At 41.8% G+C, this 14,813-nt stretch carries 15 protein-coding genes; 12 read left to right on the forward strand and 3 right to left on the reverse strand.

Annotated features, from left to right (window positions below):
• The first annotated feature begins 150 nt into the window (after window positions 1-150).
• The 12 genes from NBH06_RS00680 to NBH06_RS00735 all read left to right on the forward strand — a co-directional run bounded on the left by NBH06_RS00680 (window position 151) and on the right by NBH06_RS00735 (window position 11,961).
• The gene (locus NBH06_RS00680) at window positions 151-1,137 is read left to right on the forward strand and encodes a GntR family transcriptional regulator (protein ID WP_046416115.1); all 987 of its coding nucleotides are present in this window, start codon (window positions 151-153) and stop codon (window positions 1,135-1,137) included.
• Window positions 1,138-1,246: 109 nt separating this feature from the next.
• A complete protein-coding gene (gene fucI / locus NBH06_RS00685) occupies window positions 1,247-3,019 on the forward strand; it encodes an L-fucose isomerase (RefSeq protein ID WP_250792268.1) in 1,773 nt (590 codons plus the stop codon).
• A 70-nt stretch (window positions 3,020-3,089) separates the two neighbouring features.
• Window positions 3,090-4,244 (forward strand): lactaldehyde reductase, encoded by a 1,155-nt coding sequence (gene fucO, locus NBH06_RS00690; RefSeq protein ID WP_250792276.1) that lies wholly within the window; start codon window positions 3,090-3,092, stop codon window positions 4,242-4,244.
• Window positions 4,241-4,879: a class II aldolase/adducin family protein gene (locus NBH06_RS00695; RefSeq protein WP_250792279.1), complete on the forward strand. Its 639-nt coding sequence runs from the start codon at window positions 4,241-4,243 to the stop codon at window positions 4,877-4,879. The genes fucO and NBH06_RS00695 overlap by 4 nt, the downstream gene beginning before the upstream one ends.
• Window positions 4,876-6,228, forward strand: a complete 1,353-nt coding sequence (locus tag NBH06_RS00700; protein WP_250792281.1) for a rhamnulokinase — start codon at window positions 4,876-4,878, stop codon at window positions 6,226-6,228. The genes NBH06_RS00695 and NBH06_RS00700 overlap by 4 nt, the downstream gene beginning before the upstream one ends.
• Before the next feature lie 16 nt (window positions 6,229-6,244).
• Window positions 6,245-6,625 carry an L-rhamnose mutarotase gene (locus tag NBH06_RS00705; RefSeq protein WP_250792283.1) on the forward strand — a complete coding sequence of 127 codons (381 nt, stop codon included), beginning with the start codon at window positions 6,245-6,247 and terminating at the stop codon, window positions 6,623-6,625.
• A 43-nt stretch (window positions 6,626-6,668) separates the two neighbouring features.
• The gene (gene fucP, locus NBH06_RS00710) at window positions 6,669-7,967 is read left to right on the forward strand and encodes an L-fucose:H+ symporter permease (RefSeq protein ID WP_046416108.1); all 1,299 of its coding nucleotides are present in this window, start codon (window positions 6,669-6,671) and stop codon (window positions 7,965-7,967) included.
• Window positions 7,968-8,120: 153 nt separating this feature from the next.
• Window positions 8,121-8,999 (forward strand): pirin family protein, encoded by an 879-nt coding sequence (locus tag NBH06_RS00715; RefSeq protein WP_250792285.1) that lies wholly within the window; start codon window positions 8,121-8,123, stop codon window positions 8,997-8,999.
• Window positions 9,000-9,010: 11 nt separating this feature from the next.
• Window positions 9,011-9,199, forward strand: a complete 189-nt coding sequence (locus NBH06_RS00720) for a hypothetical protein (protein WP_008860817.1) — start codon at window positions 9,011-9,013, stop codon at window positions 9,197-9,199.
• A 91-nt stretch (window positions 9,200-9,290) separates the two neighbouring features.
• On the forward strand, window positions 9,291-10,481 hold the full coding sequence (locus tag NBH06_RS00725; protein WP_250792287.1) for a hypothetical protein: 1,191 nt from the start codon (window positions 9,291-9,293) through the stop codon (window positions 10,479-10,481).
• A gap of 385 nt (window positions 10,482-10,866) precedes the next feature.
• Window positions 10,867-11,328 (forward strand): hypothetical protein, encoded by a 462-nt coding sequence (locus NBH06_RS00730; RefSeq protein WP_147401619.1) that lies wholly within the window; start codon window positions 10,867-10,869, stop codon window positions 11,326-11,328.
• A gap of 36 nt (window positions 11,329-11,364) precedes the next feature.
• Window positions 11,365-11,961 (forward strand): hypothetical protein, encoded by a 597-nt coding sequence (locus NBH06_RS00735; protein WP_008860820.1) that lies wholly within the window; start codon window positions 11,365-11,367, stop codon window positions 11,959-11,961.
• Between the two features lie 87 nt (window positions 11,962-12,048).
• Here the strand turns inward: NBH06_RS00735 and proS are convergent, their stop codons facing one another.
• The 3 genes from proS to NBH06_RS00750 all read right to left on the reverse strand — a co-directional run bounded on the left by proS (window position 12,049) and on the right by NBH06_RS00750 (window position 14,670).
• On the reverse strand, window positions 12,049-13,530 hold the full coding sequence (gene proS / locus NBH06_RS00740; protein WP_195331731.1) for a proline--tRNA ligase: 1,482 nt from the start codon (window positions 13,528-13,530) through the stop codon (window positions 12,049-12,051).
• A 116-nt stretch (window positions 13,531-13,646) separates the two neighbouring features.
• Window positions 13,647-14,342 (reverse strand): OmpA family protein, encoded by a 696-nt coding sequence (locus NBH06_RS00745; RefSeq protein ID WP_155012298.1) that lies wholly within the window; start codon window positions 14,340-14,342, stop codon window positions 13,647-13,649.
• 10 nt (window positions 14,343-14,352) lie between these two features.
• A complete protein-coding gene (locus NBH06_RS00750; protein WP_021892172.1) occupies window positions 14,353-14,670 on the reverse strand; it encodes a hypothetical protein in 318 nt (105 codons plus the stop codon).
• Window positions 14,671-14,813 lie beyond the last annotated feature (143 nt).

The raw sequence follows: 14,813 nt of genomic DNA on the forward strand, positions 1-14,813 counted from the left end.
GCATTAATGAGAATAACACTTGTACATATAATACTGATATATAAAGTACTTCATCATGCAACTTATGTTTTTTAACATATATAATTTTTTGCTCTGATAAATATTTTTTCATTCCTTTGCCTCAGAACAGTTCAGCACAGTTGAAAGAACATGAGTGAAAAGGCAAACTTCGGTCATCATTCCACTAAGGTAAAGCAGTTGTCGGACATGATATCACAGGATATCGCGTTGGGTAAATACAAGACAGACACAGGTCTGCCTTCGATAAACTACCTCAGCAAGACCTATAATGTTTCTAGGGATACCGTTTTCAAGGCCTTTCTAGATCTACGCGAAAAGAGGCTGATAGATTCCACTCCGGGCAAGGGCTATTATGTCATCAACAGACAGAAGAACATCTTGCTGCTGCTGGACGAATATTCCGCTTTCAAGAACACATTATACAATAGCTTTATCAAGAAACTCTCGCAGTCTTATAAAGTAGACCTTTGGTTTCATCAGTATAACGAACGCATATTCAATATCATCATGCATGATGCCATAGGAAGATATAACTATTATGTCGTCATGAACTTCGATAACGAGAAGTTCTCTCCCCTGCTGCACAAGATCACGCCGTCAAAGTTGTTGCTACTGGATTTCGGGAAATTCGACAAGAAAAACTATTCATATATTTGCCAGAATTTCGACACGGCGTTTTATAACGCATTGTCACAATTGCTGGACAAGTTGAAAAAATATAGAAAAATCGTTTTCCAATTTCCCGAAAGCTCAAAACATCCTAAGGCCTCGATTGAGAGTTTCAAAAGTTTCTGTTATGACAATGACATCGTCTCGGAGGTAATAAACGACGAGGAAATAGGAGAAATAGAAAGGAATGTGGCATACATAGTGATAAAGCAGACCGATGTGGTGGACATCATCAAACAGAGCAGAAAACAGAATATGGTATGTGGCAAAGATTTCGGAGTGATAGCTTATAACGAGACTCCGGCATACGAGGTAATAGATGTTGGCATAACCTCATTGAGTGTAGACTGGAAATCGATGGGGGCAAAGGCCGCAAAATTTATAACCGACGGGGAACCTATACAGGAGTATCTTCCAACAGATGTACACATCAGAAACTCGGTGTAGGCGGCCGATTGAATTTTTTTGCCATAAAATCAGCACAGTTCAGCATAGATAAAGAGCTAATAATCATATTATAAAACAGAATTATATTAACTTTAAAATAAAAAAGGCAATGAAAAAGTATCCTAAAATCGGGATTCGTCCCGTTATCGACGGCCGTCAGGGTGGCGTTCGTGAAAGTCTTGAAGAAAAGACGATGAATCTGGCAAAAGCAGTGGCAGAACTTATTTCCTCTAATCTGAGGAATGGCGACGGAAGTCCTGTTGAATGTGTGATAGCAGATGGCACTATAGGACGTGTGGCAGAAAGTGCCACATGTGCAGAGAAATTCGAGCGCGAAGGCGTCGGCTCCACCATTACCGTCACTTCATGCTGGTGCTATGGCGCAGAAACAATGGACATGACCCCCCATTATCCGAAAGCTGTATGGGGATTCAACGGAACCGAAAGACCGGGCGCGGTATATCTTGCAGCCGTATTGGCCGGACATGCACAGAAGGGATTGCCTGCTTTCGGAATATACGGGCATGATGTACAGGATATCGAAGACAATACTATTCCTAAGGATGTAGCTGAAAAAATCTTGCAATTTGCACGTGCGGCTCAGGCAGTAGCCACTATGAGAGGCAAGTCTTACTTATCAATGGGTAGTGTCTCGATGGGTATTGCAGGTTCTATAGTCAACCCCGATTTCTTTCAGGAATATTTGGGCATGAGATGCGAGTCGGTAGACCTTACTGAAATTATCCGTCGCATGACAGAGGGTATCTATGACAAAGATGAGTTTGAAAAGGCTATGGCATGGACAGAGAAACACTGCAAGAAGAACGAAGGCCATGACTATAATATTCCTGAAAAGGTAAAGACTCGCGAACAGAAAGACAAAGACTGGGAATTCATTGTCAAGATGACTATAATCATGCGTGACCTGATGACCGGTAATCCCAAACTGAGAGAACTTGGATTCAAGGAAGAGGCTCTTGGACATAATGCGATAGCCGCCGGTTTCCAGGGACAGCGCCAGTGGACCGACTTCTATCCTAACGGAGACTTCTCGGAGGCTCTGCTCAACACTTCTTTCGACTGGAACGGTATTCGCGAGGCTTATGTAGTGGCTACTGAAAACGATGCTTGCAATGGTGTTGCAATGCTGTTCGGACACTTGCTTACAAACCGTGCTCAAATATTCTCCGATGTACGTACTTATTGGAGTCCCGAAGCCGTGAAACGTGTAACAGGAGTGGAACTGACCGGTCTGGCAGAGAACGGTATTATTCACCTTATCAACTCGGGCGCCACTACTCTTGACGGTACAGGACAGCAGACAGATGTAGAAGGAAATCCTGTAATGAAACCTTCATGGGAGATTACCGATGCAGAAGTCGAAAAATGTCTCGAAGCCACTACATGGTATCCTGCCAACAGGGACTATTTCCGCGGTGGTGGTTTCTCTTCAAACTTCCTGTCAAAAGGTGGAATGCCTGTTACCATGAGCCGTCTTAACCTTGTCAAGGGACTTGGGCCTGTACTTCAAATTGCAGAAGGCTGGACAGTAGAAATAGACCCTAAAATTCACAAGGCTCTTGATGAGCGTACAGACCGTACGTGGCCTACTACATGGTTCGTTCCTCGTCTTTGCGATAAGCCGGCCTTCAAAGATGTCTATTCTGTAATGAACAACTGGGGTGCGAATCATGGTGCTATAAGCTATGGCCACATTGGACAGGACTTGATTACTTTGGCCTCTATTCTGCGTATCCCTGTATGTATGCACAATGTAGACGAAGATAAGATTTTCCGTCCTTCGGCTTGGAATGCTTTCGGTATGGACAAGGAAGGATCGGACTATCGGGCATGCCAGAACTACGGTCCTATCTATAAATAAAATATTACATGAATATATACGGGTTGTCGGGTTTTAACCGGCAACCCTAAACTTAAAAAAGAACGAACTTATGATTAACAGATTTATATTGAACGAAGTGTCATACTTCGGGCCGGGAGCCAGGGAAGTCCTTCCAAAGGAAATTGCACGGTTGGGTCTTCACAAGGCTTTTGTAGCTACTGACAAAGATCTTATCAAATTTGGTGTTGCCGAAAAAGTACTTTCCGTACTTCGTGAAGCCAGTATTCCTTATGAGGTTTTCAGCGAAATCAAGCCTAATCCTACTGTATCCAATGTAAAGGCCGGACTGCGAGCTTATGCAGCTTCGGGGGCGGATTTCATCATTGCCATCGGTGGTGGTTCTTCAATGGACACAGCCAAAGCTATAGGTATAATTACAAACAATCCGGAATTCAGTGACGTAGTTTCGCTTGAAGGTGTAGCAGATACGAAGAAGAAGTCGGTTCCTATCATAGCTCTTCCCACTACTGCCGGCACTGCAGCCGAGGTAACCATAAACTATGTAATCACCGACGAGGAGAACCACAAGAAGATGGTTTGTGTAGACCCTAACGATATTCCTGCCATCGCTATTGTTGATGCAGAACTGATGTATACCCTTCCTAAGAGCCTGACAGCTTCTACGGGTCTTGACGCTCTCACTCATGCCATAGAAGGTCTTATAACCAAGAACGCATGGGAAATGAGCGACATGTTCGAAATAAAGGCCATAGAAATGATTAACCGTTATCTGGAAACAGTCGTAAACGAGCCCGGTAATGCTGATGCACGAAACGGAATGGCTGTGGCTCAGTATATAGCGGGAATGGCATTCTCGAATGTTGGCCTCGGTGTGGTTCATGGCATGGCTCACCCTCTTGGTGCAATATTCGACATACCTCATGGCGTAGCAAATGCTCTGCTCCTTCCTACCATCATGGAGTTCAATGCTCCGGCAGCCCTTGACAAATATGTCGATATAGCAAAAGCCTTGAATGTTTATTCTGCTGGAATGAGCAAGGAAGAGGCTGCCGCTGCTGCCGTAAAAGCAGTAAAAGAACTGTCGGTAAGAGTAGGTATCCCTCAGCATTTGTCGGAACTAGGTATCAAGGAAGAAGACCTTCCGGTATTGGCAAAGGCTGCATTTGCCGATGTATGTACCCCAGGAAATCCACAAGAAGTTACAGAAGAAATTATTTTGGATTTATATAAGAAAGTTTTATGATAACCAACGAACATATAGAAAAGTTTATAGCTGAGGCTCATCGTGTGGGTGATGCCGGTCTTACAGTTTGCAGTAGCGGAAATATATCATGGAGAGTCGGTGATAAAATCCTTGTATCAGGGACCGGTTCATGGGTTCCTTCACTTCTGAAGGAAAAGGTTTCCATCTGCAATCTTGAAACAGGAGAAGTGCTAAACGGTGTAAAACCTTCAATGGAAAGTGTATTCCATATGGGAGTACTCAAAGAAAGACCAGATGTGAACGTGGTTCTTCACTTTCAGTCTCCTTATGCCACTGTTGTAGCTTGCATGAAGGAAACTCCAAAGGACTTCAATGTTACGGCCGAGGTTCCATGTCATGTAGGTGAGGAAATTCCTGTAATCCCTTATTATCGTCCGGGCTCTAAGGAACTGGCTGAGGCTGTGATTGCCGCAATGAAAGATCACAACTCCGTATTGCTGAAAAAACATGGACAGGTAGTATGCGGAAAGGATTTCGACCAAGCATTCGAAAGGGCTATGTTCTTCGAAATGGCTTGCCGTATAATTATCCTTACAAAGGGTGAATACATGACTCTGTCCAAGAAGGAAATAGCTGATTTGGAAACTTACGTATTAGGAAAGAAAACAAAATGACAGATGCGTATATAGCAGTTGACTTCGGGGGAGGTAGTGGCAGAGTAATTGCCGGGTACACCTCCGAAGGTAGACTTGAACTTGATACGATTTACCGTTTTCAGAACCGCCAGGTACGTATGGGTGGACATATCTACTGGGATTTCCTTGCCTTATTCGAAGATATGAAGAAGGGACTAAGAATGGCCGTAGACAAAGGTTATCGTATATTGAGTATAGGTATAGACACTTGGGGGGTGGATTTCGGATTAATAGACAGGAACGGAAACCTTTTAGGGAACCCTGTATGTTACAGAGACCTGCGTACAGAAGGTATGCCAGAAAAAGTGTTTTCTATGATAGACAGAAAGGAGCATTATTCCGTTTCTGGAACTCAGGTAATGGATATCAATACACTTTTCCAGCTGTATGCCATGAAGATGGAAGACAGCAGTATGCTTTCTGTGGCAGATAAGCTTCTCTTCATGCCGGACCTTTTCAGCTACTATCTCACCGGAGTGGCCAACAACGAATACAGTATAGCCTCTACATCGGAGTTAATGGATATAAAGAACCGTAAGTGGAATTACAGTCTTATATGCGAACTGGGGCTTCCCAAGCATATCTTCTGTGATATAGTCATGCCCGGTGAAGACCGTGGTATGCTGAAACCGGAGATTAAAGAGGAACTTGGTATAGACTATGATGTGAAAGTGGTGGCAGTAGCGTCACACGATACGGCAAGTGCTGTGTATGCAGTACCCGAAGAAAAAGAGGACGGGGTTACTGCATTCCTTAGTTCCGGAACATGGTCTCTCTTAGGTGTTGTAACCGATAATCCGATACTTTCCGAAGAAGCGAGAGTAAACGGATTTACCAACGAAGGTGGCGTGGACGGAAAGATTTGTTTCCTGCAAAACATAACAGGTTTGTGGATTTTGCAGAAACTGATGTCGGAATGGGCTGACGAAGGTAAATGCACCCAATATGATGTGCTGATTCCTGCCGCAGAAAACACAGCGCTTTCATCAGTGATTGATGTAGATGATGCACGTTTTGTCTGTCCAGCAAACATGGCTTCTGCAATATCCGACTACTGCCGTGAAACCGGACAGCAGATTCCCGAGTCCCAAGAAGAGTTTGTAAAATGTGTTTTGATGTCTTTGGCCGAAAGATACAGAAAGGGAATAGAAGATATTAACAAACTGTTACCGTCCCCCATAAAGAAAATTCAAATTATAGGCGGAGGGTCTCAGAACAAATACCTGAACAAGCTAACGTCAATATTTACAGGACTTGAAGTGGAAGCAGGCCCAGTAGAAGCTACTGCCATAGGCAATATCAAGGTACAGATGAATACATTCAAATAAATTACTGTTTTTTATTATGAAAAATATAGGATATACCCAAAAGAAATATAGATGTGAGGTAAAGAGATATTGTCAGACTCTTGACCTAAAAGACAATCCAGAGCTGATAAGTGAATACAAGCTGAACCACAGCAGAGAAAAGATATGGCCCGAAATCATAGAAGGTATAAAAAGCGTAGGCATACTCGAAATGGAAATATATATTTGGGGGACAAGATTGTTTATGATCGTAGAAACTCCATTGAATTTTGATTGGGATTCGGCAATGGAAAAACTGTCTGCTTTACCTCGGCAGCAGGAATGGGAAGACTATATGTCAATATTCCAGAGTGCACTACCCGGTTCTACTTCTTCTGACAAGTGGAAACAGATGGAAAGAATGTTTCATCTATATTAACTACTATACCTAATACGAATATTATATTAAAATCTAACTAACCATGAAACTATCTCTTATCAGTAAAGATGGGGTAAGTTATCTTTTGCCCTTTATATTGATAACTATGTGCTTTGCTCTTTGGGGATTTGCAAACGATATAACCAATCCTATGGTAAAAGCTTTCTCAAAAATATTCAGAATGAGCGTCACCGACGGTGCATTGGTGCAGGTGGCCTTCTATGGGGGATATTTTGCGATGGCTTTTCCTGCGGCAATGTTTATAAGAAAATATAGTTATAAAGCCGGGGTACTGATGGGGCTGGGACTTTATGCCATCGGGGCACTATCCTTTTTCCCGGCAAAACTTACCGGGGACTATCATCCGTTCCTACTGGCCTATTTCATAATGACTTGCGGGCTATCGTTTCTGGAAACAAGCTGTAATCCATATATTCTTTCGATGGGTACGGAAGAAACAGCTACACGCCGCCTTAATCTGGCACAGGCTTTCAATCCCATAGGCTCATTGATGGGTATGTATGTGGCGATGAACTTCATACAGAACAAGCTTAATCCGATGGATACGGCAGAAAGGGCTCAGTTGGGACAGGCTGAATTCGAGGCTATAAGAGATTCAGACTTGTCTGTACTTATAGCACCCTATCTCACCGTCGGTATTGTAATACTTATGATGTTCGTGGTGATAATGGTCGCTAGAATGCCTAAAAACGCCGACCAGTCTCATTCCATTGATTTCATTTCTACTTTGAAGCGAATATTTTCAAGAAAAAGATATAGATATGGAGTTATAGCACAGTTCTTCTATGTAGGTGCACAAATTATGTGCTGGACATTTATCATACAATACGGCACAAGATTGTTCATGGCTCAGGGAATGGAGGAGATTGATGCTGAGGTCCTTTCACAAAAATACAACATTATAGCAATGGTAATATTCTGCATAAGCCGTTTCATATGTACTTTCATTCTTAGATATTTTAATCCTGGGGCACTTCTGGCGACGCTTTCCGTAGCTGCCACAATCTTGACCACAGGCGTAATATTTATTGATGGTATATATGGCCTATATTGTCTGGTAGGAGTGTCTGCATGTATGTCACTTATGTTCCCTACTATATATGGAATTGCTCTGAAAGGAATGGGAGATGATGCAAAATTCGGGGCTGCGGGTCTTATTATGGCTATATTGGGAGGCTCGATATTACCGCCATTGCAGGCTTCCATTATTGACTGCAAGACATTGTTTGGCATGCCGGCCGTTAATGTGTCATTCCTAATACCTCTATTGTGTTTCATTGTTATCATATCTTATGGATATGCTGTAAGACACGAGAAATAATTATTATTGGTATAACAATTGAAATATAATTAATATACTCACATTCCCGAAAGGTAGAGAAACAATAATGTAAACATATAATTTCCCCTTTATACTTTTCACCCACAAAGAACTTTCATCACTACATATTTGTTATTATTCAAAACAGTAATCATGAAATTAAAACGTATAGAAGCAATATTTACCCCGCCGGCCTCTCACATGGTCGGCGACGGATTCAAGGTACACCAATTCATTCCTAGTGTAAAGGGGCTGGACATGAAGCGTATGGACCCATTCCTGATGCTCGACTACAATGCCAAACAGCATGTCGAAGCAAGTTCGAAACCCAAAGGTGTAGGAGTTCACCCGCATAAGGGATTCGAAACCGTAACCTTAGCCTACAAAGGCCGGATCGCCCATCACGATAGTGCCGGAAATGCAGGAGTTATCGGTGAAGGTGATGTTCAATGGATGACGGCGGCTTCGGGAGTCCTCCATAAGGAATATTACGAAGAAGAATGGGCTCGGGAAGGCGGTGATTTTCAAATGGTACAACTATGGGTAAACCTGCCACGGAAGTACAAAGAAGAGAAACCTCGTTATCAAGCCTTAGCGTCCAATGATTTCGAACGAGTCTATCTATCGGGGAATAATAGCTATATAGAAATAATCGCCGGAGAATATGCAGGGAAAAAAGGAAAGGCAATGACATTCTCTCCGATTCATTTAATGAATGCCCGACTCACACAAGGTGATAAAGCCGAATTTTCCTTCCCCAAAGATTATACAACCTTTTTATTAGTCATCGAAGGGAACATCTATATAAATGAATCTATCGATGTAAAAGCAGACCATTTATTGCTATTTGCATACGAAGGAGAAACATTCTCAATCACTGCATCGAAAAATAGCGTTGTATTAATAGTTTCAGGAGAGCCCTTAAAAGAATCTATCGCAGCATACGGGCCATTCGTAATGAACACACAAAAAGAATTGGTTCAAGCCTTCGAAGATTTCAACAAGGGTAAATATGGTATATTGAACGACTAAAAATATCAACTATGGCAAAAGTAAAGAAAAAGAGTACAAAGAAAAAAAACGACGAGTCGTCTATTTACTCCGGTGTAGCTATCAATATAGCCGACGATTGCAAAACGAGTAAAAAAATGGTCAAAGATTGGACTAAAATTATGAACAACAATGCCAACTCGTCTCCTTTGTACAATGATCCGCAAGAGAAAAACAAATAGAAAGATAAATTTTTCTCTTTCCCGATAATTTTACAGTTATTTTCATACCTTTGAGGAAACAGACAGATTTTATCTATAATCCTCAAATCGTATGAGTATGAATACACGTCTGCTCCTCATAACCTTTTTATGCGTATTCTCTATTGGACAATGCATTGCCCAAACATGGTACACAGGTAAAGACAACTTTCGTCAGGCAATTTTCCAAGACAGTATTCTATCCGATTACAATTATCAAGCCGAAAAAGATATCGTCAACGTAACCGAAACCGATATACACCCGGGAGAAGGGTTTCGTCCTTCTTTATCGTTGGACATTGCCAATCGAAATAATCGGGAAAACAAAAAATATCCGGTATATCGGCAAAACCAAACAGGGACAATCACAAAAGCCGGATATGTAGAAAAAACTGTATGGGGAGTGGTATGGGGATATGGCGATTCTTCAAATTTCCACGCATTGCTTCTCCGAGCCGGCAACCCGGATCCATACGGCTACCATATTCCCGAATTACAATACAGCATCATCACTGTTGCCGAGGGAGATACAATCTTCCATGCGCCGTGGAATACATTGTCTTCCCCATATATCAATCCCGAAACAGATTACAACCGCATACACGTTGTTCCCGTTAACGGAGGATACGAAATATTCATCGGAAAAGAGCGGGAATGCCGCATAGGAATCTGCCACGACGACAGACTCTTCGGAAGTTCGGCAGGAGTCTATATAGGAAGCGGAGCGAAAATAAAAATGAAAAACTGGTCCCTTTCTCCGGTTGAATATATAGAGCGAAAAGTCTTTCTGACAGCCGACAAATTATATGAATATTTGAATATAAGCACAAACGAAATTGAAGGTTTTTACGAACCTCTACAATCCGTTTCTGCCTCGGACAATATTCGATTAGGCGGGAATTATCAACTCGCTGCAATTTCTACTCAACAGCATATTCTGCTCCTTTACGTCAATGGAGCACAAAGATTCCAAGATCAATGGGAAACCGGTATGATCAAAGCAATTTTAAAACCTACCGGGCTTGTGAACATCTTCAATGTCACTTGGTTTGATGCTGAACATAAACCATTGAAAGATGGCGTAAAAGCTGTCATATTGTCCAATCATATCATTTCTATCTACTTCGATAAAGAAGGCGTGATACTAAAATGGGCACAAACCGGCAATAAGAAAGAATTCGACACTCCTTTTCATTATTCCATGTATCAAGATATACTCTACAATACTACACTCATACCGTCTTTCTTTATCTCTTCATTGTAAATATTATCCGAAAAAAAGAAGCCAAAGGTGCAACAGTATCAAAAAACGAATATTGTTGAAATGAATAAAAAAACTTGCATATCATTCACTTTTTTTATAAAAACAGGTATACTCCAAAGTGCTCTATTCTTTATATAATATTTAAAAATCAACACATTACAAATAATCCACATCTTTTTCTCATTTAAATTTTATTAATTTGCAGGTCGATATCGCAGTATCATCATTTTCATGACAACAAGTAGTGTTGCTACTGGGCGATAAAAATTACTCGACGAAAACGCTTCGCCATATTTAAAGTTCAGAACAGGCGGACAACTCTGCGTTTTCTTCTTTTATTATGCCCGATCGGAGTTGGCGGGCAACGAACATTAAATTCAGCCTTATGAAAAAAACATCTTACTTGATGGTAGGAACCATCCTACTCGCAAATGTCCTCAATGTTTCCGCACAAGGAACAACCAGAAAAATAATCACAGAGAAAAAAACTTCTCAGGGACGTATGGTCGATCCCCAATCCGAGGTTATCACTGCACCCCAAATCGCCGAATTAGAAGTAAGCCAAACAAAATGCGACACTACATTCCGATTCGACCATGACGGTACTGTCGACCTTCAAAATGCCAGAGCATTAGCACTGTCGGCCTTTCAAAAACATCATGACGCAGACATCATTGTCGGTGCTTTGATGAACACCCGTATGACTGCCCAATATATCGAAGTAAACATCGAAGGATTCCCTGCTCGTTATAGCAAAATACGTCCTGCTACACGGGAAGACTTGTGGATGCTCGACTTTATCAACTACGGAAACAAAAGTAAAAATACTGACGCCATAAAAAAATAACGATTCTTTCACCCTCACAGAATAATACATTGCATCATGAAAAAATTACTCTTCCTTTCATTCTGTCTGATATGGCTCCCTCTGTTTTCTTCGGCTCAAATCATTCAAGGAGAATCGACTACTACTCAAACATTATTCGTTCCTGAAAAGAAAATTCCCGAAAAAGGATATCCCCGCTATCAAGGAGACATCTACTTAGGTTATGCAGGTGACGATATTTGCCTCTCTTTAACGACAACTCACGGCATACGTATTAACAAATACCTGTTTGCCGGAGCGGGAATCGGTATAGAATACGGCGACCTGTGGTTTTATCACGACAGATATAAAGATTGGCTATGTGAGACCTCCAATATACCTTTATTCATCAACTTAAAAGGATACTATCCAGTAGCTAAAAAGATAGAACCATACGTCAGTTTATCCCTCGGTTATGCATACAATATAGACGAATACTCCGGATTCTATTGCGATGCCAGTATAGGAATACGACTATGGAAATTTTGCGTGGGTATAGGATTCATACACCATGAATGCACAGGATTAACCGGTGAAGACTATTATAACAATACTTTTGAAGATGAACTATGGACAAGAAATAAGTTCCAAGTTAAAATAGGATTCCAGTGGTAGAACTCAACGAAAGTTAAAAAGTAGACGACTGTTTGAGTAAATTCAAACAGTCGTCTACTTTTCTATACATTTACCAAATAAAGACCCTTAATATGAACGGGCGAACAAAACCCGACGAGCCGAAGGTTTTCCGGTAACCATGCAAACACCCGGAGTCGTATCGCCATCGAACGGGATACAGCGAATCGTCGCTTTCGTCTCTTCCTTAATACGTTCCTCCGTTTCGGTGGTTCCGTCCCAGTGAGCGAGAATAAAGCCACCTTCCTCGATTTTCTCTTTAAACTCATCATAGCTGTCGACTGTAATCGTATGTTCCTGACGATATTTAAGAGCCTTTTGGAAAATATTAGCTTGTATCTCGTCGAGCAATGTTTTTACCACCTGCTCTATATTCTCGACAGACATGGTCTCCTTCTCCAACGTATCGCGGCGCATCACCTCGACAGTTCCGTTTTCGAGATCACGGCCACCCATAACCAAACGTACAGGTACTCCCTTTAACTCATAATCGGCAAACTTGAATCCCGGACGCTTGTTATCGGCATTGTCATATTTTACGGATATTCCCATAGCTCGCAGCTTATCGGCAATTTCGTTCGCCTTCGCATCGATAGCTTGCAACTGCTCTGCATTCTTATAGATAGGAATAATAACCACCTGTATAGGAGCCAACTTCGGTGGCAATACCAACCCGTTATCATCGGAATGGGTCATGATAAGTGCACCCATCAAACGAGTAGAAACGCCCCAAGAGGTAGCCCATACGTATTCGAGTTCATTATTCTTATTGATAAACTGAACGTCGAAGGCCTTAGCAAAGTTCTGTCCCAAGAAATGAGAAGTTCCCGACTGCAACGCTTTTCCATCTTGCATCATCGCCTCGATCGTATAAGTATCGAGAGCACCTGCAAATCGCTCGTTGGCCGACTTGACACCTTTCACTACCGGTACAGCCATAAAATTCTCGGCAAAATCGGCATAAACATCAAGCATTCGACGAGCTTCGGTTTCGGCTTCTTCACGAGTAGCATGTGCCGTGTGTCCCTCTTGCCACAAAAATTCGGCAGTGCGCAAAAACAGGCGGGTGCGCATTTCCCAACGGAACACGTTTGCCCACTGATTACACAAAATAGGTAAATCGCGATAGGATTGTATCCAGTTCTTATAAGTATTCCAAATAATTGTTTCAGAAGTAGGACGGATAATCAATTCCTCTTCCAATTTAGCAGACGGGTCTACGACCACGCCCGAACCGTCGGCTGCATTTTTTAACCGGTAGTGTGTAACCACGGCGCATTCTTTGGCAAATCCTTCGACATGCTCGGCTTCCCGGCTCAAAAACGACTTGGGTATCAACAACGGAAAATAAGCATTTACATGTCCTGTCGCCTTAAACATATCGTCGAGCTGACGTTGCATTTTTTCCCAAATCGCATATCCATAGGGCTTTATTACCATGCACCCCCGTACTGCCGATTGCTCCGCTAAATCGGCTTTCACAACCAAGTCGTTGTACCACTGAGAATAATTATCGGCACGCTTGGTCAAATCTTTCAACTCTTTTGCCATTATTTTATGCTGTTAATTTATTACACAAGATTTTTATATCCTCTATTCTACATTTTCGTGCAAAAATAGAGAAAAAGCCGATAAGTTAAAAACAAATTCCTGTGAAACAACGAGAGCTATCGTTTATCCAATTCTCCCCGACGAGCCATGTCTACCATTTTCTCTCCCGGAATCAAATATATATCGAGGCGACGATTCCGTGCCCGTCCTTCCAAAGTTTCATTCGAAGCAATCGGATCGAACGCACCGGCTTCATAAATAACGACAAAATCCGTATTTCCTCCATTTCGCGTAAACCAATCGCGAACAGCATGAGCACGGGCTCGGGTCAAATCAAGACTATAAGCCTCCGAACCCGTATCGTCACTATGCATCACCAACATGACATGATAGAAATCGGGTACTCGCAAAGCGGCCAAAAAAGGTCGCAAATAAATGTCGGCCCTATCGCTCAACACGGTATCGTTCGGTAAAAAAAGATTCGAAGCCGATAAGGTCGCTTTAAGAACTTCATAATTGCGAATTAACTTCAAATCGGACAACCGAGCTTTTTGCAAACGTTTCATTTCCCTAGATTGGGCAGTCCGTATCTTACGAGCCTGTTTACCTAAATCTGGAATAGAAAGATTTTCATCGAGAGTCAACTGCGTAATATCTATATGTCCCGTTTTATCGGAAGCTCGCTCCTTTTCCCCACCCAAAAACCAAGAAGATATTTTATTCGCAGCTTTCTGAAAAATATTCTGTGAAGAAACACCTACCGGGGAAAAACATATAACGACCGCCAATAATATAAATACGATTTTTCTCATAGAACCCTAATCAAAAAACGCCCAAAGACTCTTCATAATCCAATTCTCCCCGAACCAGAAACGGCATATCCTCGTCTTCTATTTTCACCCCATCTTTACGTGCGCTTTTACAAGCAAAAGCAATAATGTCCTCTTCATCAAGTTCTACTTCTTCTCCGGCCTGCTCGTCGAACAATCCCTTTTGATCGTAGTAATCATACACAACATCGGTAACATAGATAATATCGTCATGGGTATATTTTTCCTTCAACTCTTGCGGCAATACATTTAATATATATCGAACAGCATCGTCTTCGTCGTATGCAAACAAATCTTCTTCCTGACTCATAGCTTCATTTTTTTATTGGGTAAAAGTACAAATCCAAAATGTCTTTTGCAAATCGATGAAAAAAAAATAAGTTTTTTTGTTGCTATAAAAAAAATATTATCTACATTTGCAGTGTACTATTAAACTAATACACATAAACAGTA

The organism is Barnesiella sp. B2-R-119 (assembly GCF_023656675.1).
Lineage (GTDB): Bacteria > Bacteroidota > Bacteroidia > Bacteroidales > Barnesiellaceae > Barnesiella > Barnesiella intestinihominis.

What these genes read in the sequence shown, in the direction of transcription:
- fucO (WP_250792276.1), top strand. Translation starts at nt 3,090, where the DNA reads ATGATTAACAGATTTATATTGAACGAAGTGTCATACTTCGGGCCGGGA.
- fucP (WP_046416108.1), top strand. Translation starts at nt 6,669, where the DNA reads ATGAAACTATCTCTTATCAGTAAAGATGGGGTAAGTTATCTTTTGCCC.
- NBH06_RS00750 (WP_021892172.1), bottom strand. Translation starts at nt 14,670, where the DNA reads ATGAGTCAGGAAGAAGATTTGTTTGCATACGACGAAGACGATGCTGTT.
- fucI (WP_250792268.1), top strand. Translation starts at nt 1,247, where the DNA reads ATGAAAAAGTATCCTAAAATCGGGATTCGTCCCGTTATCGACGGCCGT.
- NBH06_RS00680 (WP_046416115.1), top strand. Translation starts at nt 151, where the DNA reads ATGAGTGAAAAGGCAAACTTCGGTCATCATTCCACTAAGGTAAAGCAG.
- NBH06_RS00745 (WP_155012298.1), bottom strand. Translation starts at nt 14,342, where the DNA reads ATGAGAAAAATCGTATTTATATTATTGGCGGTCGTTATATGTTTTTCC.
- NBH06_RS00730 (WP_147401619.1), top strand. Translation starts at nt 10,867, where the DNA reads ATGAAAAAAACATCTTACTTGATGGTAGGAACCATCCTACTCGCAAAT.
- NBH06_RS00720 (WP_008860817.1), top strand. Translation starts at nt 9,011, where the DNA reads ATGGCAAAAGTAAAGAAAAAGAGTACAAAGAAAAAAAACGACGAGTCG.
- proS (WP_195331731.1), bottom strand. Translation starts at nt 13,530, where the DNA reads ATGGCAAAAGAGTTGAAAGATTTGACCAAGCGTGCCGATAATTATTCT.
- NBH06_RS00715 (WP_250792285.1), top strand. Translation starts at nt 8,121, where the DNA reads ATGAAATTAAAACGTATAGAAGCAATATTTACCCCGCCGGCCTCTCAC.
- NBH06_RS00705 (WP_250792283.1), top strand. Translation starts at nt 6,245, where the DNA reads ATGAAAAATATAGGATATACCCAAAAGAAATATAGATGTGAGGTAAAG.
- NBH06_RS00735 (WP_008860820.1), top strand. Translation starts at nt 11,365, where the DNA reads ATGAAAAAATTACTCTTCCTTTCATTCTGTCTGATATGGCTCCCTCTG.
- NBH06_RS00700 (WP_250792281.1), top strand. Translation starts at nt 4,876, where the DNA reads ATGACAGATGCGTATATAGCAGTTGACTTCGGGGGAGGTAGTGGCAGA.
- NBH06_RS00695 (WP_250792279.1), top strand. Translation starts at nt 4,241, where the DNA reads ATGATAACCAACGAACATATAGAAAAGTTTATAGCTGAGGCTCATCGT.
- NBH06_RS00725 (WP_250792287.1), top strand. Translation starts at nt 9,291, where the DNA reads ATGAGTATGAATACACGTCTGCTCCTCATAACCTTTTTATGCGTATTC.